Annotated in this window: 15 protein-coding genes; 12 read left to right on the top strand and 3 right to left on the bottom strand. The window is 62.8% G+C overall.

All coding sequences use genetic code 11. From position 1 onward, the window contains the following. The first annotated feature begins 7 nt into the window (after positions 1–7). The 11 genes from treZ (at position 8) to HX869_RS04405 (ending at position 15,803) form a co-directional block, all read left to right on the top strand. Positions 8–1,759, top strand: coding sequence for a malto-oligosyltrehalose trehalohydrolase (gene treZ, locus HX869_RS04455; protein ID WP_177028195.1), 1,752 nt, complete (start codon positions 8–10; stop codon positions 1,757–1,759). Beyond that, positions 1,756–3,840 (top strand): 4-alpha-glucanotransferase, encoded by a 2,085-nt coding sequence (gene malQ, locus HX869_RS04450; protein WP_178902792.1) that lies wholly within the window; start codon positions 1,756–1,758, stop codon positions 3,838–3,840. The genes treZ and malQ overlap by 4 nt, the downstream gene beginning before the upstream one ends. Next, the gene (locus HX869_RS04445) at positions 3,837–6,593 is read left to right on the top strand and encodes a malto-oligosyltrehalose synthase (RefSeq protein ID WP_177008558.1); all 2,757 of its coding nucleotides are present in this window, start codon (positions 3,837–3,839) and stop codon (positions 6,591–6,593) included. The genes malQ and HX869_RS04445 overlap by 4 nt, the downstream gene beginning before the upstream one ends. A gap of 23 nt (positions 6,594–6,616) precedes the next feature. After that, positions 6,617–6,883, top strand: coding sequence for a DUF2934 domain-containing protein (locus HX869_RS04440; protein ID WP_003207537.1), 267 nt, complete (start codon positions 6,617–6,619; stop codon positions 6,881–6,883). A gap of 123 nt (positions 6,884–7,006) precedes the next feature. Then, positions 7,007–9,166, top strand: coding sequence for a glycogen debranching protein GlgX (gene glgX / locus HX869_RS04435; protein WP_003207536.1), 2,160 nt, complete (start codon positions 7,007–7,009; stop codon positions 9,164–9,166). A gap of 1 nt (position 9,167) precedes the next feature. Then, on the top strand, positions 9,168–10,166 hold the full coding sequence (locus HX869_RS04430; RefSeq protein WP_178902791.1) for an acyl-CoA dehydrogenase family protein: 999 nt from the start codon (positions 9,168–9,170) through the stop codon (positions 10,164–10,166). Beyond that, positions 10,163–10,921 carry a PIG-L deacetylase family protein gene (locus HX869_RS04425; protein WP_003207531.1) on the top strand — a complete coding sequence of 253 codons (759 nt, stop codon included), beginning with the start codon at positions 10,163–10,165 and terminating at the stop codon, positions 10,919–10,921. Before HX869_RS04430 ends, HX869_RS04425 begins: the two co-directional genes overlap by 4 nt. Then, complete coding sequence (locus HX869_RS04420) at positions 10,918–11,517, top strand: SAM-dependent methyltransferase (RefSeq protein WP_008435150.1); 600 nt, start codon at positions 10,918–10,920, stop codon at positions 11,515–11,517. The genes HX869_RS04425 and HX869_RS04420 overlap by 4 nt, the downstream gene beginning before the upstream one ends. Continuing rightward, on the top strand, positions 11,514–12,173 hold the full coding sequence (locus HX869_RS04415) for a glycosyltransferase family 2 protein (RefSeq protein WP_008435152.1): 660 nt from the start codon (positions 11,514–11,516) through the stop codon (positions 12,171–12,173). Before HX869_RS04420 ends, HX869_RS04415 begins: the two co-directional genes overlap by 4 nt. A gap of 187 nt (positions 12,174–12,360) precedes the next feature. Then, positions 12,361–13,122 carry a PIG-L deacetylase family protein gene (locus tag HX869_RS04410; RefSeq protein ID WP_003207524.1) on the top strand — a complete coding sequence of 254 codons (762 nt, stop codon included), beginning with the start codon at positions 12,361–12,363 and terminating at the stop codon, positions 13,120–13,122. Positions 13,123–13,217: 95 nt separating this feature from the next. Further along, the gene (locus tag HX869_RS04405) at positions 13,218–15,803 is read left to right on the top strand and encodes an autotransporter outer membrane beta-barrel domain-containing protein (RefSeq protein ID WP_178902790.1); all 2,586 of its coding nucleotides are present in this window, start codon (positions 13,218–13,220) and stop codon (positions 15,801–15,803) included. A 129-nt stretch (positions 15,804–15,932) separates the two neighbouring features. Here the strand turns inward: HX869_RS04405 and glgB are convergent, their stop codons facing one another. The 3 genes from glgB to HX869_RS04390 form a co-directional block, all read right to left on the bottom strand. After that, positions 15,933–18,167 (bottom strand): 1,4-alpha-glucan branching protein GlgB, encoded by a 2,235-nt coding sequence (glgB, locus tag HX869_RS04400; protein ID WP_003207521.1) that lies wholly within the window; start codon positions 18,165–18,167, stop codon positions 15,933–15,935. Then, on the bottom strand, positions 18,164–21,511 hold the full coding sequence (gene treS / locus HX869_RS04395) for a maltose alpha-D-glucosyltransferase (RefSeq protein ID WP_008435160.1): 3,348 nt from the start codon (positions 21,509–21,511) through the stop codon (positions 18,164–18,166). The genes glgB and treS overlap by 4 nt, the downstream gene beginning before the upstream one ends. 173 nt (positions 21,512–21,684) lie before the next feature. Next, positions 21,685–23,682, bottom strand: coding sequence for an alpha-1,4-glucan--maltose-1-phosphate maltosyltransferase (locus HX869_RS04390; protein ID WP_003207517.1), 1,998 nt, complete (start codon positions 23,680–23,682; stop codon positions 21,685–21,687). Between the two features lie 559 nt (positions 23,683–24,241). On the opposite strand from HX869_RS04390, the gene HX869_RS04385 reads away from it, so the two are divergent. Continuing rightward, positions 24,242–25,078 carry a hypothetical protein gene (locus tag HX869_RS04385; RefSeq protein ID WP_178902789.1) on the top strand — a complete coding sequence of 279 codons (837 nt, stop codon included), beginning with the start codon at positions 24,242–24,244 and terminating at the stop codon, positions 25,076–25,078. The last annotated feature ends 41 nt before the right edge of the window (positions 25,079–25,119 follow it).

Genomic DNA, 25,119 nt, shown 5'->3' with positions numbered 1-25,119 from the left:
TTCATAGATGCCGTCACGGACTCTGGAAACCTGGCCCCACGGCGCGATCATGCTGGATGCGGAACACACCCGCTTCGCGTTATGGGCGCCAGACGCGTTTTATGTCAGCGTTGAATTTGAGGAAGGAAAATCGGTAGCGATGCTGCCCCAGGCCGATGGCTGGTTTGTGGTGCAGCTGCAATGCCCGCCGGGCACCCGCTACCGCTACAACATCGACGGCGAACAGGACGTTCCCGACCCGGCTTCCCGGGCACAGGCCACGGACGTTCACGGCTTCAGCGTGGTGGTCGACCCCCTGGCCTATCAGTGGCGCCAAAGCCACTGGCAAGGCCGGCCGTGGCACGAAGCGGTGATCTACGAGATACACGTGGGCGTACTGGGGGGCTACGCCGAGGTCGAGAAACAACTGCCGCGCCTCGCCGAACTGGGGGTCACCGCCATTGAGCTGATGCCCATCGCGCAGTTCCCCGGCGAACGTAACTGGGGTTACGACGGTGTCCTGCCCTACGCTCCCCAATCCTCCTACGGTTCGCCCGAGCAGCTCAAACAGCTGATCGACAGTGCGCACCACTATGGCCTCGCGGTAATCCTCGATGTGGTCTACAACCACTTCGGCCCCGACGGCAACTACCTCGGCACCTACGCCAAGGGTTTCTTTCGCGAAGACGTGCACACGCCCTGGGGCGCGGGCATCGACTTTGATCGCCGGGAGGTCCGGGATTTCTTCATCGACAACGCCCTGATGTGGCTGCTGGAATACCGCTTCGACGGCCTGCGCCTGGACGCCGTGCACGCCATCAACGATCCCGAATTTCTGCAGGAGCTGGCGCAAAAAGTACGCCAGCAAGTCGACACGGGGCGGCATGTGTGGCTGGTGCTGGAAAACGAATTCAACCAGGCCAGCCTGCTGGAAAGCGGTTTCGACGCCCAGTGGAACGATGACGGCCACAACGCCCTGCACGTGCTGCTCACCGGCGAAACCGACGCCTACTACAGCGATTTCGCCCAGGACCCCACGGGAAAACTGGCGCGCTGCCTGAGCGAAGGATTTATCTACCAGGGCCACACCACGCGCCACGGCCACACGCGCGGCGAGCCCAGCGGGCACCTGCCGCCCAGCGCCTTTGTGCTGTTCCTGCAGAACCACGACCAGATCGGCAACCGCGCCCTGGGCGAACGCCTGCATCAACTGTGTTTGCCCCAGGCCCTGAGCGCCGCGACGACCTTGCTGCTGATGTCGCCGATGATCCCGCTGATGTTCATGGGCGATGAAGTCAACGCCGAGGAGCCGTTCCTGTTCTTCACCGACCATCACGGCGAACTGGCCGAGGCGGTACGTGAAGGCCGGCGCAATGAGTTTGCCGACTTCGCCGCGTTCAGCGACCCCGAACGCCGCGAACGCATTCCCGACCCCAACTCCCTGCAGACCTTCCGCCGCTCGGCACCCGCCCTCGCCGACTGCGGCGACTCGCAGCTCTACCGGCACCTGTTGAGCCTGCGCCACCAACATATCGTGCCGCACCTGCCCGGCAGCATGGCCCTGGGTGCGCACGTGCTGGCGGAGGGCGCGGTCACGGCGCGCTGGCGCCTGGGCAATGGCAGCCTGTTGCAGATCGACCTCAACCTGAGCGCCGATTCTCTGAACTACCCGGCTGCCGAGCACCTCCTATTTGTGACGCAGGCCAGCGGGGCCGAACAATTGGCTCCCCTCAGCGCCCGCGTCAGCCTCACCCATTCCCCTGTTGGAGAGCACCCTTGAGCGACGCGCAATTGGAAATACTCGCCAGCCGAGCGGGCCTGGCCGTCGATTGGATCGACGCGAATGGCCGCCCGCAACATGTAAAGCCCGACGCCCTGCGCGCCGTGCTCAAAGGCCTGGGCCACCCGGCCGACAGCGACGCCGAGATCGAAGCCAGCCTGCTGGACCTCGAACGCGTGCAACAAGACAAGCACCTGCCGCCCCTGATGACCGTCGACAGCGGCGCCGGCCTGGACCTGGCGCGCTACTTCGCCCCCGGTACGCCGTGCCAGGTTCACCTCGAGGATTCCAGCGTGCTGGACCTGAGCCTGGACGATAACGCGGTGTTGCCCGGCTCGATTCCGGTCGGCTACCAACAAGTGCATATTGCCGACCAGCATTTCACCCTGGCCGTGGCACCGACGCATTGCTACACCGTTGCAGAAGCGGTCGACACCCAGACCGCCCGCGCCTGGGGCCTGAGCGCCCAGCTGTATTCCCTGCGCCGCAGCGGCGACGGCGGCTTTGGCGATACCCAGGCCCTGGAACAACTGGCCCGCGCCGCCGCCGAACGCGGCGCCGACGCCCTGGCCATCAGCCCGATGCACGCGATGTTCAGCGCCGACACCGAGCGCTTCAGCCCCTATTCCCCGTCCAGCCGCCTGTTCCTCAACAGTTTGTACGCCTCCCCCGGCTGCATACTCGGCGAACGTGCCGTGCAAAGTGCCATCGAAGCCAGCGGGCTGGCCGACGAATTGTATGACCTTGAGCAACAAAGCCTGATCGACTGGCCGGCCGCGGCCAAAGCCAAGCAGCGCCTGTTGCGCACCCTGTATGACGACTTCCGCCAGGGCGACCACCCGCAACATGCCGACTTCCTGAGCTTCCGCCAGGCTGGCGGTGAAGCCCTGGAAAACCACTGCCGCTTCGAAGCCGTACAAGCCGAACGCGCGGCCAACGGCGAGAGCCTCGACTGGCGCCACTGGCCAGAGGACTGGCACAGCCCGCAAAGCCCGGCCCTGGTGCAATTTGCCGAAGCTAATCGGGACGAAATCGGCTTTTACGCCTTCAGCCAATGGCTGATTGCCCGGTGCCTGGAACGCGCGCAACAAGCGGCGCGCGGCAGCGGCATGGGTGTCGGCCTGATCGCCGACCTCGCAGTGGGCGCCGACGGCGGCGGCAGCCAGGCCTGGAGCCGCCAGGATGAACTGTTGGCGGAACTGACCGTGGGTGCGCCACCTGACATCCTCAACCGTGCCGGCCAGGGCTGGGGTATTTCCGCGTTTTCCCCTGAAGGCCTCAAGCGCAACGGCTTTCGCGCGTTTATCGAAATGCTGCGGGCCAACTTCGCCCACGCCGGCGGCTTGCGCATCGACCATGTGATGGGCCTGCAACGCCTGTGGGTGATCCCGATGGACGCCTCGCCACGGGACGGCGCCTACCTGTATTACCCGGTGGATGACCTGCTGCGGCTGTTGGCCCTGGAGTCGAGCCGCCACCAGGCGATCGTCCTCGGTGAAGACCTCGGCACCGTACCCGACGGCCTGCGGGAAAAACTCATCGCGCGCTCGATCCTTGGGATGCGCGTGCTGCTGTTCGAACAAGACCACGGCGGCCAGTTCAAGCCGATCCTCGATTGGCCGGACAACGCGCTGGCCACCACCAGCACCCACGACCTGCCGACCCTCAACGGTTGGTGGCACAGCCGCGATATCGACTGGAATGTCCAGCTGGGCCTGATCGATGCACCCACCGTCGAGCAATGGAGCGAACACCGCCTGCGGGAACGCCAGGCACTGCGCCAGGCCTTGAGCCAGGACCCGCAGAACTTCATCGACGAAGTGCGCAACGAAACCGACCACGTCATCGACGCCAGCGTGCGCTACCTGGGCCACACCCGCGCACCCTTGGTATTGCTGCCGCTGGAGGACGCCCTGGGGGTCGAGGAACAATCCAACCTGCCCGGCACCACCGACACCCACCCGAACTGGCGCCGCCGCCTGCCGGGCGATGCCGCCACCCTGCTCGATGACGACAATGCCGCCCGCCGCCTTGAGCTGCTGGCCGTGGCGCGCATCCAGGCCCAAGAGCGTGACCGATGAAAGCATTGACGCTTCGGGCTACCCAGCGCCTGCAATTTCATAAGGGCTTCACCCTCGACGACGCCGTGCCGCTGGTGCCGTACTTCGCCGAACTGGGCATCAGCCACCTCTACGCCTCGCCATTGCTGAGCGCCCGCGCCGGTTCGATGCACGGCTATGACGTGGTCGATCCCACCACCGTCAATCCCGAGCTGGGCGGCGAACCGGCGCTGCGGCGATTGGTTGCGGCGTTGCGCGAACATGACATGGGGCTGATCCTCGATATCGTGTCCAACCACATGGCCGTCGGCGGTGCCGATAATCTGTGGTGGCTGGACTTGCTGGAATGGGGTCGCCTGAGTCCCTACAGCGAATTCTTCGACATTCAATGGCACTCGCCAGACCCGCTGCTCAAGGGCCAACTGCTGATGCCGTTCCTGGGCAGCGACTACGGCGAAGCCCTGCAATCGGGTGCCCTGCCGCTGCGCTTCGACCCGCAGCACGGCAGCTTCTACGTCGAGCATTACGAACATCGCTTCCCGATCTGCCCGCGGGAATATGGCGAGCTGGTGCCCGTCAAGTCACTGGCCGATCGCTTCAGCAGCCTGGCCTACCAGCCGGACGCCTATCCCCAGGCCGCCGCGCTGAAACAGGAACTGATCGAGGCCGCCCGCGACCCCGAAACCCTGAAGGCCATCGAAGCGAACCTCGACCTCTACGACGCCCGCCAGCCCGAAGGTTTCGCCCGCCTGCACCACCTGCTGGAACAACAAAGCTATCGCCTGGCCAGCTGGCGCACGGCAGCGGACGATATCAACTGGCGGCGGTTCTTCGACGTCAACGAGCTGGGCGGCCTGCGGGTTGAACGCAGCGCGGTGTTCGAAGCGACCCACGGCAAGATCTTCCAGCTGATCAGCGAAGGCCTGATCGACGGCCTGCGCATCGACCACATCGACGGCCTCGCCGACCCGCGCGGTTACTGCCGCAAGCTGCGCCGCCGGGTGGACTCGCTGGCGAGTGGGCGGCACTTGCCGATCTTCGTCGAGAAGATTCTCGGCGAAGGCGAAACCTTGCGTGAAGACTGGCGCGTGGACGGCACCACCGGCTACGAATTCATGAACCAGCTGTCATTGCTGCAACATGACCCGAAGGGCTTCGAACCCCTGGCCGAGTTATGGACCCGCCACACCGAACGCCCGTCTTCATTTATCGAAGAAGCCTGGCTGGCCCGGCAGCAGATCCTCAACGGTTCCCTGGCCGGGGATTTTGAAAGTGTGGCCCAGGCCCTGCTGCAAGTGGCTCGGGACGATGTGATGAGCCGCGACCTGACCCTGGGTGCAATTCGCCGCGCGTTGCAGGAACTGATCGTGCATTTCCCGGTGTACCGCACCTACATCAGCGCCCGGGGCCGCAGCGAACTGGATGACGTGTTTTTCCTGCAAGCCCTGGCCGGTGCCCGCAGCACCTTGAGCGAAGGCGACTGGCCGGTGCTCGACTACCTGGAAAAATGGCTCGGCGGCCAACCCTGGCGCGACCGCCCCCTGGGCCGCAAACGCAAGATGCTCAAGCACGCCTGCGTACGCTTCCAGCAACTGACCTCGCCGGCGGCGGCCAAGGCCGTGGAAGACACTGCGTTCTACCGCTCGGGTGTGTTGTTGTCGCGCAATGACGTGGGTTTCAGCACCGAACAATTCAGCGCCCCGCTGGAAGACTTCCACGCGGTCAATCAGCAACGACTGCGCACCTTCCCCGACAACCTGCTGGCCACCGCCACCCACGACCACAAGCGCGGCGAAGATACCCGTGCGCGCCTGGCCGTGCTCAGCGAGGCCGCCGACTGGTATGCCGAGCAGGTGGAGCAATGGCGCCCCCTCGCCGCCCGCCTGCGCAGCGATGCCAACACGCCGTCCGCGGGTGACGAACTGATCCTCTATCAGGTGCTGCTGGGCAGTTGGCCGCTGGACCTGCACCGCGACGATACCGAGGGCCTGGCGGACTATCACCAGCGCCTGTGGCAGTGGCAGCAGAAAGCCCTGCGTGAAGCCAAGCTCAACAGCAGCTGGAGCGCACCCAACGAGTTGTACGAGCAAGGTGTCGAAGCGTTCCTGTCACGGCTGCTGCTGGAGGACGCCGGCAAGACCCTGCGCGATGCCATCGGCGAGGCCGCCCAGGCCATCGCCCCGGCCGGCGCGCTCAACGGGCTGGCGCAATCCTTGCTTCGCCTCACCGTGCCGGGCGTGCCGGACCTGTACCAGGGCGATGAGTTCTGGGACTTCACATTGGTAGACCCTGACAACCGCCGCCCGGTGGACTACCCCGCACGGCAACAGGGGCTGCACACGCCGCCGGACATCGGCGAGCTGATGTTCAACTGGCATGACGGGCGTATAAAACAGGCGTTGATCAGCCAGGTCCTGGGGTTGCGCAAGGCGCATCCGCAACTGTTTCGCCAGGGCACGTACGAGCCTCTGGAAGTGGTGGGCGAACACGCCGAGCGGGTGGTCGCTTTCTACCGCGAATACCAGGGCAAACAGCTGCTGGTGGTGGTGCCACGCTGGCCTCACCGGCTGCTTGAAAACGGTGTGTATCCCCTGATCAACGCGCAGATTTGGGGCGATACCCGGGTCCGATTACCGTTCGCCGCTCCAACCCAAAATTGGAAGGGACTTTTCCGAACAGGCGCAGTCACACCAAACAAGGAGCTCATGATCAGCGCTGCCCTGGGGGATTTCCCGGTCAATGTCTTTATCAATCCTGATGATCAAGAAAGCTGAAATTTTCTGTGAGGAGCATTGCGATGAGTACTGAAGACAAACGCATCCGCGAATTGGCACATCAGATCTGGGAATCTGAAGGTAAACCCCATGGCGAGGACGCACGACACTGGGAAATGGCGCGCAAACTGGCGGAAGCCGAAGCGCTGACGCCATCCAAGGCACCGAAGGCCGCCGCCAAGGCCAAGCCAAAAGCCAAGCCCGCAGCGGCAGCGCCCAAACCGGCAGCCAAGCCAAGCGCAGTGCCGGCGGCGAAGAAGCCTGCTGCGAAGAAGCCCAAGGCCCCCTGACCCAAAGATCCTCCTGCAGGTGCGCCCGCACCGCAGGAGGCTATCCAACTACCGATATCTACCCGGCATCACGCCGGAATGGCCCCGTTCGGCCCGGAAAAAACCTTTTGCAGGAGCATCTCAATGAGCAAACCCAACAAGCCCAACTCGACGCCGGAAAACGAGCCGTCGCGGATTCGTGAAGGTTTGCCCTTCCCTCTCGGCGCGACCTGGGACGGTCTGGGGGTGAACTTTGCGCTGTTCTCGGCCAACGCCACCAAAGTCGAACTGTGCATCTTCGACGACAGCGGCGAAGTCGAGCTGGAGCGCATCGAACTGCCGGAATACACCGACGAGACCTTCCACGGCTACCTGCCCGACGCCCACCCCGGGCTGATCTACGGCTACCGCGTGTACGGTCCCTATGACCCGGCCAACGGTCATCGCTTCAACCACAACAAATTGCTGATCGACCCCTACGCCAAACAGCTGGTGGGCGAGCTCAAATGGTCCGAGGCCCTGTTTGGCTACACCATCGGCCATCCGGACGCCGACCTCAGTTTCGACGAACGCGACAGCGCGCCCTTCGTGCCCAAGTGCAAAGTCATCGACCCGGCCCACACCTGGGGCAACGACCAGCCAGTGCGCACGCCGTGGGATCGCACGATCATTTATGAAACCCACCTGCGCGGCATCACCATGCGCCATCCTTCGGTGCCTGAGGAAGTGCGCGGCACCTGCGCCGGGCTGATGGTCGACGATGTGCTCAAGCACATTCGCCAGTTGGGTGTGTCATCGGTCGAGTTGCTGCCGGTGCACGCCTTCGTCAACGACCAGCACCTGCTGCAAAAAGGCATGACCAACTACTGGGGCTACAACAGCATCGCCTTCTTCGCCCCGGACCCGCGCTACCTGGCCAGCGGCAAGATCGCCGAGTTCAAGGAAATGGTCGCGCACCTGCACGAAGCCAAGCTGGAAGTGATCCTGGACGTGGTCTACAACCACACCGCCGAAGGCAACGAGCAAGGCCCGACGCTGTCCATGCGCGGCATCGACAACGCCTCGTACTATCGCCTGATGCCCGATGACAAGCGCTTCTACATCAACGATTCCGGCACCGGCAACACCCTCGACCTGAGCCACCCGTGCGTGCTGCAAATGGTCACCGACTCGTTGCGCTACTGGGCGACCGAGATGCATGTCGACGGTTTCCGCTTCGACCTGGCGACCATCCTTGGCCGCTACCGCGACGGTTTCGACGAGCGCCACAGCTTCCTCGTGGCCTGCCGCCAGGACCCGGTGCTGCGCCAGGTGAAAATGATTGCCGAGCCTTGGGACTGTGGACCCGGCGGCTATCAGGTCGGCGGTTTCCCGCCGGGCTGGGTGGAATGGAACGACCGTTTCCGCGACACCGTGCGCTCGTTCTGGAAAGGTGACGACGGCCAACTGGCCGACTTCGCCGGACGCATGACCGCCTCGGGCGAGATGTTCAACCAGCGCGGCCGCCGGCCGTACAGCTCGGTGAACTTCATCACCGCCCACGACGGTTTCACCCTGCACGACCTGGTGTCCTACAACGACAAACACAACGAAGCCAACGACGAGAACAACCAGGACGGCAGCAACAACAACCTGTCGTGGAACCACGGTGTCGAAGGCCCTACCGACGACCCGGAAATCAACGCGCTGCGCCTGCGCCAGATGCGCAATTTCTTCGCCACCCTGCTGCTGGCCCAGGGCACGCCAATGCTGGTAGCCGGTGACGAGTTCGCCCGGACCCAGCACGGCAACAACAACGCCTACTGCCAGGACAGCGAGATCGGCTGGATCAATTGGGAACTGGATGAAGACGGCAAGGCCCTGCTCAAGTTCGTCAAGCGCCTGATCAAGTTGCGCCTGGCGTACCCGATCCTGCGTCGCGGGCGCTTCCTGGTGGGCGACTACAACGAAGATATCGGGGTCAAGGACGTCACCTGGCTCGCGCCGAGCGGCGATGAAATGACCATCGAGCAATGGCAGGACAGCCATGGCCGTTGCCTGGGCATGCTGATGGATGGCCGCGCCCAGGAAACCGGGATTCGCCGCCCGGGGGCCGATGCCACGTTGTTGCTGGTGGTCAATGCCCACCACGACATGGTCAATTTCCGCCTGCCACCGGTGCCGGATGGCGGCTTCTGGACCTGCATGCTCGACACCAACCAGCCAGCGGTGCGTGGCCAGGAACGCTTCGATTTCGATCACGAATACGCGGTCACCGGGCGTTCGCTGCTGCTGTTTGAATTGCAGCATGAGGACGAGGTGTGACATGGCCTTGCATGAGTTTCTTCGCGGCTACCGGGATTACCCGGACACCCAGGCCCTTGGCGCTGCGCTGAGGGCTTTGGTGGAGGAAGGCCTGGACCAGTTGCCCTTGCCGGGCAGCGGGCAAACGTTGGAACGCTTCAGCCGGCTGGCGCAAGTCGCCGGCCATGACCTGCGGTTGTGCAAGTTGTTTGAAGGCCACACGGACGCCCTGGCGATCATCGCTGAACTCGACAGCCCCTTGCCGCCGGTTGGCAGCACGTGGGGCATGTGGGCGGCCGAGCCGCCCACCGCCAAGGTGCGGATCCGGCGTGACGGCCAACGTGTGCGGCTGGAGGGCCGCAAGGCCTGGTGCTCGGGCGCGGCGGTGGTCAGCCACGGCTTGCTCACGGCGTGGGATGAAGAGGATCGCCAGCAACTGGTTGCAGTGCAAATGCACCAGCCCGGCGTAACCGTCACCGATGAGGGCTGGGCCGCCGTGGGCATGGCCGCTACGGGCAGCGTTGAAGTGCTTTTCCACGACGCCGTTGGCCTGGCCATCGGCAAGCCTGGGGACTATTTGGCGCGCCCCGGCTTCTGGCAAGGCGGCATCGGCATCGCCGCCTGCTGGTACGGCGCGGCACAACGCCTGGCGGAGGCCTTGCGCGAGCAGTGCGCAAAACGCCCGGAGCCCCACGCCCTGGCGCACCTTGGCAGCGTCGACAGTGCCTTGCACAGCGCGGCCTGTGTGCTGCGCGACAGCTCCACCCATATCGACCGGCAGCCCAAGGCAGATGCCCGGCTGTTGGCACAACAGGCACGGGCCTGTATCGAAGAAACCGTCGACCAGGTGATTCACCATGTCGGCCGAGCACTGGGCGCCGGGCCGTATTGCAAGGACCCGCATTTTGCCCAGTTGATGGCCGACTTGCCGGTGTACCTGCGGCAAAGTCACGCCGAGCGCGACCTGGCCGCCCTTGGTCAACAAGTCGCCGATGAGCGCCCAGGGAGATGGGAACTATGAAGATCAATCCAATCGTCGGCCAGGGCACGCCCTTGCATGTGTGGCAAAGCTCGTCGCGACTGGCCGAGCTGCCTTGCGTAGACATTGCCGAACTGGTGCCTGAAGGCAGCCGCGCCGTGATCATCGCGCCACATCCGGATGACGAAGTCCTGGGCTGCGGCGGCCTGTTGCAAGGCCTTGCCGCGCTGGATCGCCCTATCCTGCTGATCTCCGTCACCGACGGCAGCGCCAGTCATCCCGGCTCGCGCCGCTGGCCGGTGGAACGCCTGAGCGTGGTGCGGCCGCAAGAGTCGGCGCAGGCCCTGCACCGGCTGGGATTGCCGTTGCACAGCCTGAAATGGTTGCGGGCCGGGTTCAGCGACAGCCAGGTCGCCGCAGGTGAAGAAGACCTGAGCCGCTTCATCGAGCGTTACCTCAAGCCCGGCGACGTGGTCTTCACCACCTGGCGCGAAGACGGCCATTGCGACCACGAGGCCGTGGGTCGTGCCAGTGCCAAGGCGACCCGGGCGGTGGGCGCCACCTTGCTCGAGCTGCCCGTGTGGACCTGGCATTGGGCAACCCCGGAAGACAGCCAGGTGCCCTGGGATCGCGCTCGTAAAATCCCCCTGACACCTGAAGCCGTGGCCCGTAAACGGCACGCCATCCATGCCTTCGCCAGCCAGTTGGAAGGCGACCCGCAGATCGGCCTGCCGCCGGTGCTCGCGCCCTATGTGCTGGAGCGCCTGCTGCAACCTTTTGAAGTGGTGTTCGTATGAGTGTCGCCACGCCCTATTTCGACGAGCTGTTTGCCGGCAACGACGATCCTTGGGCCTTTCGGCAACGCTGGTATGAACAGCGCAAGCGGGCCCTGACCCTGGCGCTGCTGACCCGGCCGCGCTATGCCTCGATCTTTGAACCCGGCTGCGCCAATGGCGAACTGAGCTTCGAGCTGGCCCCGCGCTGTGACCGCCTGCTCTGCTGTGACACGGCACAAGCGGCGGTCAGCCTGGCACAGGCGCGGCTGCGGGGTTTCAGCCATGCCACCGTGCAGCAGAGCCGCCTGCCGCAGCAATGGCCCAGCGATACCTTCGAGCTGATCGTGCTCAGCGAGCTTTGCTACTACCTGGACCCGAAGGATTTCGATGGGCTGATCGATCGCGCGCTCGCCTCCCTGACGCCTGATGGACAAATCCTCGCCTGCCACTGGCGCCCGATCATCGAAGGCTGCCCGCAGACCGCCGAACAGGTGCATGCGCGCCTCGGCCAGCGCCTGGGCATGCCACATCTGGCGCAGCATCACGAAAGCGATTTTCTACTGGATTTGTGGAGCCGCGACGGCACCACGGTTGCGACCCTGGAGGGACTGCGATGATCGGCATCCTGATACCCGTGCATAACGAAGAAAATCTGCTGCCCGAATGCCTGAAAGCTGCGATGGTCGCCGCCAGTCATCCGGGCCTGCTGGGTGAAGAGGTGCAGATTCTGACAGTGCTCGACAGCTGCAGCGACCGCAGCGCCATGATCGCCCGCGAATACCAGGTGCACAGCCTGGAAGTGCAGGCGCGAAACGTGGGCCACGTGCGCGGCGTGGGTGCGCGGCACCTGCTTAATAACGGCGCGCGCTGGATTTCCTGCACCGACGCCGACAGCCGCGTCGCTCCCGATTGGCTGGTGGCGCAACTGGCCCTGGGCGTGGATGCGGTGTGCGGCACGGTGACGGTGGACGCCTGGAGCGAGGGCTTCGACCCGGCGGCGCAGATCCGTTATCACCAGGCCTACACCGCCCGGGACGGGCATCGGCATATCCACGGCGCCAACCTGGGCGTCAGTGCCGGCGCCTACGTGCGGGCCGGCGGTTTCGAGCCCCTGCCCTGCCATGAAGACGTGGAGCTGGTGCGCCAGTTGGAGCGCTGCGGGGCTTCCATTGCCTGGAGCCACTCGCCCCAGGTGATTACCAGTGCCCGCCTGGATTGTCGCGCCCAGGGCGGCTTCGGTGATTACCTGAAGAGCCTGATGCAGGCCTCCTGAAAAAATTGCGACACCCGGCGGTGTTAAAGCGGCGATTCATAACTATCATCACTATTCCTTGCACGGCAATCCAGGGTTGGAACGCCGTCGCGCCGCGAGCGTGCAGTACCTGACGCTCGCGTACCACAAGAGCCGTCCCGTCAACGGGGTACGGCCTGCACCACCGATAAACAAGGACGTGACACCCATGAAGCCTGCACTGTTAAGTGACAACCGCCGGGGCCCCGCGCAAATCTGGAACAGCGCCCCGCAACTCGCGCAAATCCCTGCCATCAACCCCGCAACCCTGGTGCCCAAGGGCGCCCGCGTGGTGATCATCGCCCCGCATCCCGGCGATGAAGTGATCGCCTGCGGCGGTCTGCTGCAATTGCTCAGCACCCTTGAATACTCCCTGCAACTGATCTCCATCACCGACGGCAGCGCCAGCCATCCGGGGTCTGCCGTGTGGCCGGCCAAACGCTTGAGCGTGGTGCGGCCCCAGGAAAGTGTCGAAGCCCTGCGCCGCCTGGGCGTGCCCCTGCACAGCCTGAAATGGATACGCGGCGGTTTCGCCGACAACGCCCTGGCCGCGCGGGAACAGCAAATGAGCCAGTTCATTGCGCGCTACCTGCAACCCGGCGACGTGGTGTTCACCACCTGGCGCAACGACGGCAATGACGACCACGACGCCGTCGGCCGTGCCGCTGCCAAAGCCTGCGCAGTCAAGGGCGTGCGCTTGCACGAACTGCCGATCTGGGCGTGGCACTGGCCGCTTCGGGAAACCGCCGCCATCCCCTGGCAGCGCGCGCGCAAGGTGCGGCTCGACACCTGGAGCGTCGCCCGCAAGCTGCACGCCGCCCACGCCTATGCCAGCCAACTGGCAGGCGACCCGGAAATCGGCCTGGCGCCGATCCTGGCGCAGGTGCTGCTGGAGCGCATGCGCGAGCCCTATGAGATTGTATTTTTGTAGGCGCACCCACTCGTCTATACCTGTAACTTCTGACAGTAGCGAACGCTCTCTCTGTGTGGCTAGCTTGGAACACCGGCTTGCAGGGAGGGCGAATCATGAGCACGCGGTTTTCATCAGTGACGTATCTGAGCGTCTGCAGCGTGACGACGCTGTTGCTCAATTGGCCTCTCCCCGCGCAGGCCGCCTGTACGTTGGTCATAACCGCAGGCAACGACACCACCCTGTGCAGCGATGGCAGTGCTGGCGCGCTGACGGATTTACAAGGAAGCAACGTCCTGGAGTTCCCCGTCGGCGGCACCGGCATCATCGTCGGTAACGTGACTTATGGCGCGGGAGATGATCGGGTCACGATGGATTCCGGCGCGATCAACGGTGCGATCAATCAAGGTGACGGAAGAAATATTTTCCAGCTGTTCAATGGCAATATCTCCGGCACGGTGACGCAAGGCGCGGGCGGTGATATTGCGCAAATCAGCGGCGGCAGCTCCGGTGCAATCTCCCAGGGTGACGGGGTAGACCAGTACTTCCAGAGCGGTGGCACCGTCGCCTCACTGGCTCAGGGCGACGGCCGTGACGAGTTCACCATGAGCAGTGGCAGGATTGTCGGCGCCTTTGAAGATGGAGATGTAGCGCTGATGACCGGTGGCAGCATCGGGCGGGTCGACATGAAGCTCGACAACAACCTGTTTGACCTGCGGGGTGGAGCGATCATCGGCAACCTCGTTACTGGCTTCGGAAACGACACCATCCTGGTTTCCGGAGGAACGGTTGGTGGCAACATCAGCGTCAGCGGCGGCGACGACATCATCAACGTCAGCGGAGGGGAAGTAGGTGGGCAGATCCTCGCCAGCTTTGGCAACGATGAGTTCACTTGGGAAGGCGGCGGTCTGATCCATAAGGAAATCCTCATGGGTGATGGCGCTGACAGGGGTTTCCTGCTCAACCTGACCGAAACCACCCTGGCTTCCACTCCGCTTCTGGATGGTGGTTTGGGTAACGACAACCTGACCTTCGACAACACCCGATCCGCCACGCCAACCCGCTATGTCAACTGGGAAACCGTCAACCTGGACAACAATTCGCGCCTGACCCTGGGCGGCGACTTCAAGCTCGGTGACAGCGCTACGGCCACCGGTACCCTGAATATTTTTGGCAGCGCCGCCCTGCAGGTAACACAGGGCAGCATCAGCCCCTTTACGGCCGGGCAACAAGCCAACCTGAACAACGGCGGCCTGATCGACATGACCACCGGCAGTTCCAGCGCCACCGACAGCCTGACGGTCAACGGCAACTACACCGGCAATGGTGGCGAACTGGCGCTGCAATCGGTACTCGGCGCCGACGGCTCGGCCAGTGACAAGCTGGTAGTCAGCCAGGGCACGCTGCAAGGCGGCACCACCATCACCGTCACCAACCTTGCCGGCCCCGGTGCCATGACCCTGCAGAACGGCATCCAGGTGGTTGAAGCGCTTAACGGTGCCACGAGCAGCGACCTGGCGTTTACCCTGCGCGGTGGATCCGTTTCCGCAGGCGCCTATGAGTACTACCTGTTCAAAGGAGGCGTAACGCCGGGCACCGGGCAAAACTGGTTCCTGCGGTCCTCGGTGGTGGCGCCGCCGCTACCCAACCCTGAGGATCCTGACGACCCAGTGGGCATTCTCCCCCCCGTCCCCGCCGATGGCACGCCGGACCTCCCGGGGATTTTCCCGGGAGAAGAACCCATACCCATCTATCGCCCGGAAGTCCCGGTATATGCCGTGTTGTTTCCCGCCGTGCAGCAGATGGTCCAGGGCATGCTGGGCACCTACCACGAACGCACGGGCGATCAAAGCCTGCAACGTCAACCTGGCGCTTTAGCGGCCGGTTGGGGCCGGGTGTATGGCAGCAGCACGCGGCAATCATTCGCCGGCACCGTCAGCCCGTCGCTGGACAGCTCCCTGTCCGGTTTCCAGGTTGGCACTGACCTGTATGCCTGGACCAACGACGCTGGCCTGACCCAACGCTTCGGCTTCTTTGTCGGCCACAGCCGCCTGACCGGCAATGTGGCGGGTTTCAATGGCGGTTTTCAGGGCAAGGACGCCGGCAACACCACCCTGCGCGGTGACAGCCTGGGCGCGTATTGGACGCTCATCGGCGCCAACCGCGCCTATATCGATGTCGTGCTGATGGGCACGCGGTTCGATGGCCACAGTGAATCCGACCGGGGCGTCAAACTCCCAACCAAGGGCCACAACGTGCTGGGGTCTGTGGAGGTGGGAATGCCGTTTGCGGTGTCGGAACAGTGGGAGGTTGAGCCGCAGGCCCAGGTGATTGTCGATAGAAGCTATGTGGACAGCCAGAACGACGGAATCTCGGATGTCTCATTCCGCGCCGACACTAACGTCGTGACCCGTCTCGGTGTCCGCCTCAAGGGCAGCTACAGCGTGAGCGGCATGCCCCTGCTGCCTTATGTGCGTACCAACGTGTGGCACGCCAGCGCCGGGAATAACACCGTCACGTTCAATAACAGCACGGACATCAACACCGAACAGAAGTCCACCACGCTGGACGTCAGCACCGGGGCAACGCTGCAGGTATCGAGTACGGTCAGTGTGTATGGCGAGGTGGGGTACAACAGCAATCTGGACAGTAATCAGCTGAATGGGCGAAAAGGCACGATTGGCATAAGGGTCGACTTCTAAGCCACAACACATCCCCACTGTGGGAGCGGGCTTGCTCGCGAATGCAGTGTGTCAGCCAAAAAATCTGGCACTGGTACTGCGCATTCGCGAGCAAGCCCGCTCCCACATGGGGTCTTCATCGTCTGGAAGTCAGGCGTCCGGTCGCAGGATCAGCACGCCCAATGGCGGCAGGTTCAACGACAGCGACAACGGCTGCCCATGCCTGGGCTCCTCCTCCGTAAACGCCCCGCCACCGTTGCCGAAGTTGGAACCGGCATAGGTGTCGGCATCGCTGTTGATCACCTCGCTCCAGCGCCCGGCAAACGGCACGCCGACCTTGTAGGCCTCACGCGGCACCGGCGTGAAGTTGGCCACCACCAGCACCGGCCTGCCATCCTTGCTCCAGCGCAACCAGGCGTAGACGCTGTTGATCGCGTCATCCCCAATCAACCACTGGAAGCCCTGTGGTGCGTCGTCCTGGTCATGCAGCGCCGGCTCTTCGCGGTACAGACGGTTGAGGTCGCCCACCAGTTTCTGCACGCCCCGGTGTTCGGGGTATTGCAGCAGGTACCAGTCCAGTTGCTGATCGTGGTTCCACTCGCGCCATTGGCCGAACTCGCAGCCCATGAACAGCAGCTTCTTGCCCGGGTGCATCCACATGAAGCTCAGGTACGCCCGCAGGTTGGCAAATTTCTGCCAGCGGTCGCCGGGCATCTTGTCGATCAACGAGTGTTTGCCGTGCACCACTTCATCGTGGGAAATCGGCAGGATAAACCGCTCGGACCAGGCATACACCAGGCCGAAACTCAGCTCGTTGTGGTGATGGGCACGGTACACCGGGTCTTGCTGGATGTAGTGCAGCGAATCGTGCATCCAGCCCATGTTCCACTTGTAGTTGAAGCCCAGGCCGCCCTGTTGGGTCGGCTGGCTTACGCCCGGCCATGCGGTGGACTCCTCGGCGATCACCAGCGCGCCGGGAGCCTCAAGGGCAACGACATCGTTGAGGTGGCGCAGGAAGTCGATGGCCTCAAGGTTTTCCCGCCCGCCGTGGCGGTTGGGTACCCATTCACCGGCCTTGCGCGAATAGTCGCGGTACAGCATCGAGGCCACCGCATCCACCCGCAGGCCATCGATATGGAAATGCTTGAGCCAGTGCAACGCCGACGCCAGCATGAAGCCGTGGACTTCGGTGCGGCCGAGGTTGTAGATCAGGGTGTCCCAATCCTGGTGGAAGCCTTCCAGCGGGTTGGCGTATTCGTACAGCGCGGTGCCGTCGAATTGCGCCAGGCCGTGGGTGTCGGTGGGGAAATGCGCCGGCACCCAATCCAGGATCACGCCGATGTCGGCCTGATGGCAGGCGTTGACGAAAAACGCGAAATCCTCCGGCGAGCCGAAACGTGCCGTCGGGGCAAATTGCGACAGCGCCTGATAACCCCATGAGCCGCCGAACGGGTGCTCCATGATCGGCATCAGTTCGATATGGGTGAAGCCCAACTGCTGTACATAAGGGATCAACCGCTCGGTCAGCTCGCGCCAACTGTACTGGCGGGACACCTCGCCGACTTCATCCAGCTCGCACTGCCAGGAACCGGCATGCAACTCGTAGATCGACAAGGGTGCGCTAGGCTTTTGTCGCTCGCTGCGCGATTGCATCCAGTCGTGGTCCTGCCAGTCGACCTGCAGCGGCGAAGCGACCTTGGACGCAGTATCCGGCGGCAACTGCGTGGCCAGGGCCATGGGGTCGGCCTTGAGCGGCAGAATGCCGTGGGCACCGAGGATTTCATACTTGTAGGCCGCGCCGGGTTGCAGGCGCGGGATGAAAATCTCCCACACACCGGACGGATGGCGCAGGCGCATCGGATGACGGCGCCCGTCCCAGATATTGAAGTCGCCCACCACCGAGACCCGGCGGGCATTCGGTGCCCATACCGCAAAACGCACGCCCTGGACGCCGTCGACGCTGGTCACTTGTGCCCCGAGGCAACTGCTCAGGTCGCGGTGATTGCCTTCGGCAAACAGATACAGGTCCATCTCCCCCAGCAGCAGTTGCTGGAAGCTGTAAGGGTCTTCGGTGATCTGTTCGCCACCGGCCCACTGGATCTTCAGCAAGTACGCCTGACGGCTGCCGAAATGCCCGACAAACAAGCCCGGCACCTGAGTCGCATCGAGGCTGCCGATGTGCTCGCCGCTGTCGCGGGCCAGGACCTGGACACTCAGCGCTTCCGGCAGGAAGGCGCGAATGAACTGGCCGCCCTGCTCGTCGTCATGGGGACCCAGGATCGAGAATGGATCATGGTGCTCGGCCCGCACCAGGGCTTCGATATCAGCAGGCTTGGGCATCACACTCAACTTTTCCTGCAGCGGTTCTTTGCTTGTAAAACTCATGACGTCTCCCCACCGCGTGCAGTTTTCGATATTGGTTTCAACCCGCTGAGCAGCCCGTGCAAACCTTGCAACGGCACCGGCAACCAGCTCGGGCGATTCTCTGCTTCGTAGGCCACTTCGTACGCGGCCTTCTCCAGGCTGAACAACGCCAGCGCTGCGTCCTGGCCTTTGGCATCCTGCCAGTCATGGGCCAGTGTAGTCGTGGCAGCGTGATAGGCCTGGATAAATGCCTGCCTGGCCTCATGCAAGTAGCGATCCGCCACACGTTGCCGGGACGCATTGGCCTCGGGCGACTGGTCGACGCCCTGCACATTCACCGCCATGGCCGCCGCGTAATCAAACGAGCGCAGCACCCCGCTCACATCCTTGTACGGGCTGTGTTTGCCGCGACGTTCAGGCAGCGGCCGCGCCGGTTCGCCCTCGAAGTCGATGAGGTAGGCATCGCCCTTGACCACCAATACCTGGCCCAGGTGCAGGTCGCCGTGCACGCGAATGCGCAACCCGCCCACCGTGGCTTTCGCCAGGTCCTGAACGTGACTGGCGATGGCCTTTTTCTGCTCCAGTAAAGCACTGACCAACGCCTGATCGGCAGGGTTCAACTTGGTTTGATGCTGTTTGAGCAACTGCAAGGCGTGGTCGATTTGTGCGCCCACGTGCCTGGCCCAGCCCTGGCTGTCCTTGAGGGTTGTGACCTCGGGCTTGAACGCCTTGTTAGTGGTGGGCGCCGCCAGCACCAGGTGCATCTCGCCCAGGCGCTGGCCGAGCAAGCCGGCGAAATCCGCCAGCTCGCCGAGGGCGTTGTAGTGCTGTTCCTGCTCGGACATGGCTTCGGCCAGTTCGTCGCGAATCGCTCGCTCCAGGTTATTCTGGGTCCAGCCCCACGCGTCGCCCTGGTTGCTCAGGTAACCCTGGGCGATCATCAGCAGGTTGTCCTGGCCATCGGCATCGTGGCGGATCACCGAGCCCAACAGCGGCGAGATATGCTCGTAGCCGGCTTCGGTCAGGTAGGCGCCCATTTCCAGTTCCGGGTGAACCCCGGCGCTGACTTTTCGGATCAGCTTGAGCACCAGGCTGCCGCCCACCACCACGGAACTGTTGGACTGCTCCGCCGCGAGGTAGCGCACTTCCGACTCGTCGTTCAATTCCAGTTTGGCCAACTGCGCCGTGGGCTCGAAGCGAATCTCGCCATCGGTGGAGTCGAGGACGGTTTTGGCCTGCAGGCCTTGGATCACGCCGCGGATATAAGTGTCGAGGCTGAAGGCATCGGTCACCAAACCTACCTGACGCACTCGCCGTACACGGGCAAGCGCGAGTTGTTGCGGCAAGGCGCTGGTGAACTGGTCTTCGCCAAGGAAGCCGAACGGCAGTTGATAGCGGCTGACCTGGCCGGCGCTGGTGACTTCGATTTCACTGAGCAGCACCGGATGCTGCGGGTCGCCGAAGCGCACGCCATAAGCGATGTGCACGCTGTCGATTGCCGTATCCTTGCTGGCAAACCAGCGGCGCTTGGGCAGCCACGCCGGCAACGCATTCTGTTCCAGGGTGGTGCGGCACGGTGCTTCGAGCAATTCTTCCATGCGTTTCTTCAGCACCAGGGTGGTGAAGTCCGGGATGCTTTGTGCCGGTTCCACGTGCCAGCTTGGCATCTGGTTTTCCGCCGCCAGCACGAACCAGTAGAAGCCATACGGCGCCAGGGTCAGCAGGAAATTCAGCTGGCCAATCGGTGGGAAGGCATTGCCACCGAGCATCTCCACCGGAACCATGCCGGCAAACGCCGAGAGGTCCAGTTCTGCGGCCTGGGCACTGCGGGACACGTTGGCCACGCACAGGATGATTTCATTCTTGCCATCGGCGCCTGCGTATTCGCGGGTATACGCCAGGATGCGGCGGTTGCTGGGCGAGAGCATTTTCAGGCTGCCGCGACCGAACGCCTTGGACTGTTTACGCACCGCGAGCATGCGCCGCGTCCAGTTCAGCAACGAGTGCGGGTCCTGGGTCTGGGTTTCGACGTTGACCGACTGGTAGCCGTATTGCGGGTCCATGATTGGCGGCAATACCAGGCTGGCCGGGTCGGCGCGGGAGAAGCCGCCGTTGCGGTCGATGGACCATTGCATCGGCGTACGCACCCCGTCGCGGTCACCGAGGTAGATGTTGTCGCCCATGCCGATTTCATCGCCGTAATACAGGGTCGGCGTGCCCGGCATCGACAGCAGCAGGCTGTTGAGCAGCTCGATGCGCCGGCGGTCGCGTTCCATCAGCGGCGCCAGGCGGCGGCGAATCCCCAGGTTGATACGTGCACGGCGGTCGGCAGCGTAATAGTTCCAGAGGTAGTCGCGCTCTTTGTCGGTGACCATTTCCAGGGTCAGTTCATCGTGGTTGCGCAGGAAAATTGCCCATTGGCAATTGGCCGGGATCTCCGGGGTCTGGCGCAGGATGTCGGTGATCGGGAAACGGTCTTCCTGGGCCAGCGCCATGTACATGCGCGGCATCAGCGGGAAGTGGAACGCCATGTGGCACTCATCGCCGTCGTCGCCCTTTTTGTCCCCGAAGTACAACTGGGTGTCTTCCGGCCATTGGTTGGCTTCGGCCAGGAGCATGCGGTCGGGGTAGTTGGCGTCGATCTCGGCGCGGATCTGCTTGAGCACGTCGTGGGTTTCGGGGAGGTTTTCGTTGTTGGTGCCGTCGCGCTCGATCAGGTATGGAATCGCGTCCAGGCGCAGGCCGTCGATGCCCATGTCGAGCCAGTAGCGCATCACCGACAGGACGGCTTTCATGACCTGCGGGTTATCGAAGTTGAGGTCCGGCTGGTGGGAGTAAAAGCGGTGCCAGAAGTACTGGCCGGCGACCGGGTCCCAGGTCCAGTTGGACTTTTCGGTGTCGAGGAAAATGATCCGGGTGCCGTCGTATTTCTGGTCGTCATCGGACCATACATAGAAATCCCGCGCCGCCGAGCCGGGCTTGGCCTTGCGGGCCCGCTGGAACCATGGGTGCTGGTCGGAGGTGTGGTTGATCACCAGCTCGGTGATCACCCGCAGCCCGCGTTTATGGGCTTCGGCGATAAAGCGCTTGGCGTCGGCCATGGTCCCGTAGTCGCTGTGCACGCCGCGGTATTCGGCGATGTCGTAGCCATCGTCACGGCGTGGCGAGGGGTAGAACGGTAATAGCCAGATGGTGTTCACACCAAGGTCGGCGATGTAGTCGAGCTTGGCGATCAGCCCGGGAAAATCACCGATGCCGTCGTTGTTGGAGTCGAAATAGGATTTGACGTGAACCTGATAAATCACCGCGTCTTTGTACCAGAGCGGATCTTTGATAAAGGTGGCAGCCTTGGGTTTCTTCGCCATTGGAAACTCCTGGGAATTCGAAAAATTCTGCCTGAAGGAACTCGGTCAATGTGGGAGCGGGCTTGCTCGCGAAAGCGGTATATCAGTGGACCGATTCGGAGACTGACACTCCGCTTTCGCGAGCAAGCCCGCTCCCACCTTTGATCTCCAGTGGTTTGGAGATCGGTGTCGATTCAGGAAACGGTAATGCGCCAGATGCCAAACGGCTGATGCCACGGTTCGATGCGCATCCACTGGGTCTTGCCGTACCACGTCCAGCGGTGGCCGGTCATCAGGTCTTCGCCCTGGGTCTGGGCGTCGTCCGGCAGGCCCATCTCCCACAGCGGCAACTCGAAATTGGCCTCCTGGGCGTTGAACGGGTCGAGACTCACGGCCACCAGGATAAAGTTGCTGCCATCCTCGCTGCGTTTGCCGAAGTACAGGATGTTGTCGTTCCACGCGTTGTAGAGTTTGAGCCCCAGGTGCGTCTGCAAGGCCGGGTTCTGCCGGCGGATGCGGTTGAGCTGGGCGATCTCGGCAATGATGTTGCCCGGCGCCGTGAAGTCTCGCGGGCGGATCTCGTACTTCTCCGAGTCCAGGTACTCTTCCTTGCCCGGCACCGGTGCCGCTTCGCACAGTTCAAAACCCGAGTACATGCCCCACAGGCCTGAGCCCATGGTGGCCAACGCGGCGCGGATCAAGAAGCCGGCGCGGCCGGATTCATGCAGGAAGCCGGGGTTGATGTCCGGGGTGTTGACGAAGAAGTTCGGCCGGAAGCACTCGCGCCACGGCGACTCGTTCAGTTCGCTCAGGTACTCGCTCAACTCTGCCTTGGTGTTGCGCCAGGTGAAGTAGGTGTAGCTCTGGGAGTAACCAACCTTGCCCAGGCGCGCCATCATCGCCGGGGTGGTGAAGGCTTCGGCGAGGAAGATCACTTCGGGGTATTTAGAACGCACATCGCTGATCAGCCATTGCCAGAACGGCAGCGGCTTGGTGTGGGGGTTGTCGACGCGAAAGGTCTTCACGCCCTCTTCCACCCAACCGACCACGATGTCGCGCAACTCGACCCACAGGCTGGGAATCGCGTCGGCCGCATAGAAGTCGACGTTGACGATGTCCTGGTATTTCTTCGGCGGGTTCTCGGCGTATTTGATCGTGCCGTCGGGCCGCCAGTTGAACCAGCCCGGATGCTGTTTGAGCCACGGGTGGTCCTGGGAGCACTGGATGGCAAAATCCAGGGCGATTTCCAGGCCATGGTCGGCGGCGGCCTTGACCAGGTTGCGGAAATCTTCACGGGTGCCCAACTGCGAATGGATCGCCTCGTGGCCGCCCTCTTCGCTGCCGATGGCATACGGGCTGCCCGGGTCGTCCGGCCCGGCGGTCAGGGAATTGTTCTTGCCCTTGCGGTGGCTGCGACCGATCGGATGGATCGGCGGGAAGTACAGCACGTCAAAGCCCATGTCGTGGATCATCGACAGCCGTGAGTGCACATCGTTGAATGTGCCATGGCGCGCGGGATCGTCGGTGATCGAGCGGGGAAACAACTCGTACCAGCTGGCAAATTGCGCAGCCTCGCGCTCTACATCAATCGGATACACCGGGCTGATGCTCAAATAGGCGCGGTGATCGGCCTGGGTCATCAGGTGTGCACTGTCTTCGTGCAGGAACAACGCAACCTGCTCGGTTTCCAGCAAACCGGAGAGTTCGTGGTGCAGCAACATCAAGCGGTCACGCAGCTCATTGTCACTGCGCTCGGCGGCTTGCAGGACCTGGCTGCGGCCTTCCTGCAACTCCAGGCTGACCGGCACCCCGGCCTCGTGTTTCTTGCTCAGTTCGTAGCGAAAGCTGGCAAACGTGTCGATCCAGGCTTCGATGCAATACTCATGCGGGCCCTGGGCGGTCACGGTGAATGCGCCCTCCCAGCCGTTGTTGCCGACATCGGTCATCACCACGCTGTGCCAGCTTTCTTCACTGCGCGGGCGCCAGCGGATCATCACCGCAAGCTTGTCGTGGCCATCAGCGAACACCTTGCTGGCAACCTGCACGCGCTGGCCAACCACAGCCTTGACCGCGAACTCGCCGCCATCGATCACCGGGGTCGTGCTTTCAATCGCGATCCTTGGCAGCAACAGTGCCTGGGACAGCGGTAATGTGGAGGTTGAATCGTCTTGAGTCAGTGTTTCAGCAGTCATCGAGCATCTCCCCTTAACGCCCAGTGGACGCTCTTGTGCTTGATTCAAATTCTGAAACGACGCCACTCTCCCTGAGCAGGGCCGTCTAGGTTCCGAGCATGCCGACGAGTGAAAAGTTCAGGCGGATATCCCGCCATCGGGCGGGGAATCAAATCCACCACGCGATTGTCCACCGATAGAGCAAAGCACAAAGGAGGCCACACCGATGAATATCCCTATTCCGGCTGAAACGCCTGATCCCAATATAGATAAGCCCACATTACCGCCGACCGAACCCGACCCGGTTCCCGAGCAGGAACCGCCAGGCACACAGCCACCACCGGTGGAGGAACCACCGACGACCATGCCTCCGGTGATTGTCTGAAGAGACCGATCACAGGAAGTAAAAAGCGGAAGCTTCAGGCTTCCGCGTTTACTTGAATCTATAAGCTGCAACTTCATTCACAAAAAATTATAAAGAACTGTCAAAACCGACAGTATCAGCCGAGACGAACGCCGCCCATGATCAAAGTGCGCGACGCGCGAACAACAGAACAATAAAACCTCTCGGAGATACCTCATGAAAAGAACAGCCGCCTACCTGCTGCTTTTCCTTTGCACCTTGACCGCCTGCACCACCGAACCCTCCGGCCCGTTCGATACGGAAATCGCAAGCAAATTAAACAACCGCTACCAGGACACCGCTGCTCAGTGTGCCGATGGCCTGGCCCTGTATCACTGCAATGGGGTGCTTATTCGCGTCACTGACAGCCTCATAGCATCGCCCGGCGAGCTTGAGCGCAATGCCGCCGCATTCTCTTACCTGCGAGCCGACCTGGGTATCAGGAAGCTGTTTGCACGGGACGCTGGCGTAATAATGTCGGCATTGCCCTCCACCGCAGCGGGCCCAATCAGCGTGCGCTGCTCTTTTCCCACCAATGGTGCGACAGGTGACCGCCCGGATGGATGCGGCGAAACTTCCAGGGAGCTGCCAGGCTACCAGCGTGAATGGAGCCGGCACTGCGATGAGCAAGGCGTGGTGGATGGCGCCACCTGGCTGGCCCACTTCAACAAAGTCAAACCGGCTTATTTTTTTATGTGTGCGTTTCGTGGATCGGTGCAGCAGTTTTCTCTAAGCATCACTGTCAGAAAACTGATGCCGGCAAACTATATTGAAGATTGGAATGAAGTCGTCACCTCAGCCTGGACAGTGTCCGAGATTGATAAAGTCCCCTTCCAGGCTTTCTTCTATAACGCTGCCAACTTGCCAGGAAGAGATGCGGCCAAGAAACTTCAGCGCGAGTATTACGGCTATACGCAGCGCCTGCTTCCGGTGGTTCGTGTTGACTTGCTCGCTCAAGACCAACGCATATTCGCGTATCACAAAGAAGATCAAATCACCATTCCGGTACAGTGATCAGTCCAGCAGGAGCGTGAAGTTGCACACGCCTCGATATC

The organism is Pseudomonas sp. P7779, assembly GCF_013386315.1.
Lineage (GTDB): Bacteria > Pseudomonadota > Gammaproteobacteria > Pseudomonadales > Pseudomonadaceae > Aquipseudomonas.
The sequence above is the reverse complement of the archived record's forward strand: the minus strand, read 5'-3'. Positions and strand labels throughout refer to the sequence as shown.

What these genes read in the sequence shown, in the direction of transcription:
- HX869_RS04390 (WP_003207517.1), bottom strand. Translation starts at nt 23,682, where the DNA reads ATGACTGCTGAAACACTGACTCAAGACGATTCAACCTCCACATTACCG.
- glgX (WP_003207536.1), top strand. Translation starts at nt 7,007, where the DNA reads ATGAGCAAACCCAACAAGCCCAACTCGACGCCGGAAAACGAGCCGTCG.
- HX869_RS04420 (WP_008435150.1), top strand. Translation starts at nt 10,918, where the DNA reads ATGAGTGTCGCCACGCCCTATTTCGACGAGCTGTTTGCCGGCAACGAC.
- HX869_RS04445 (WP_177008558.1), top strand. Translation starts at nt 3,837, where the DNA reads ATGAAAGCATTGACGCTTCGGGCTACCCAGCGCCTGCAATTTCATAAG.
- HX869_RS04415 (WP_008435152.1), top strand. Translation starts at nt 11,514, where the DNA reads ATGATCGGCATCCTGATACCCGTGCATAACGAAGAAAATCTGCTGCCC.
- HX869_RS04405 (WP_178902790.1), top strand. Translation starts at nt 13,218, where the DNA reads ATGAGCACGCGGTTTTCATCAGTGACGTATCTGAGCGTCTGCAGCGTG.
- HX869_RS04430 (WP_178902791.1), top strand. Translation starts at nt 9,168, where the DNA reads ATGGCCTTGCATGAGTTTCTTCGCGGCTACCGGGATTACCCGGACACC.
- HX869_RS04425 (WP_003207531.1), top strand. Translation starts at nt 10,163, where the DNA reads ATGAAGATCAATCCAATCGTCGGCCAGGGCACGCCCTTGCATGTGTGG.
- HX869_RS04385 (WP_178902789.1), top strand. Translation starts at nt 24,242, where the DNA reads ATGAAAAGAACAGCCGCCTACCTGCTGCTTTTCCTTTGCACCTTGACC.
- HX869_RS04440 (WP_003207537.1), top strand. Translation starts at nt 6,617, where the DNA reads ATGAGTACTGAAGACAAACGCATCCGCGAATTGGCACATCAGATCTGG.
- HX869_RS04410 (WP_003207524.1), top strand. Translation starts at nt 12,361, where the DNA reads ATGAAGCCTGCACTGTTAAGTGACAACCGCCGGGGCCCCGCGCAAATC.
- treS (WP_008435160.1), bottom strand. Translation starts at nt 21,511, where the DNA reads ATGGCGAAGAAACCCAAGGCTGCCACCTTTATCAAAGATCCGCTCTGG.
- glgB (WP_003207521.1), bottom strand. Translation starts at nt 18,167, where the DNA reads ATGAGTTTTACAAGCAAAGAACCGCTGCAGGAAAAGTTGAGTGTGATG.
- treZ (WP_177028195.1), top strand. Translation starts at nt 8, where the DNA reads ATGCCGTCACGGACTCTGGAAACCTGGCCCCACGGCGCGATCATGCTG.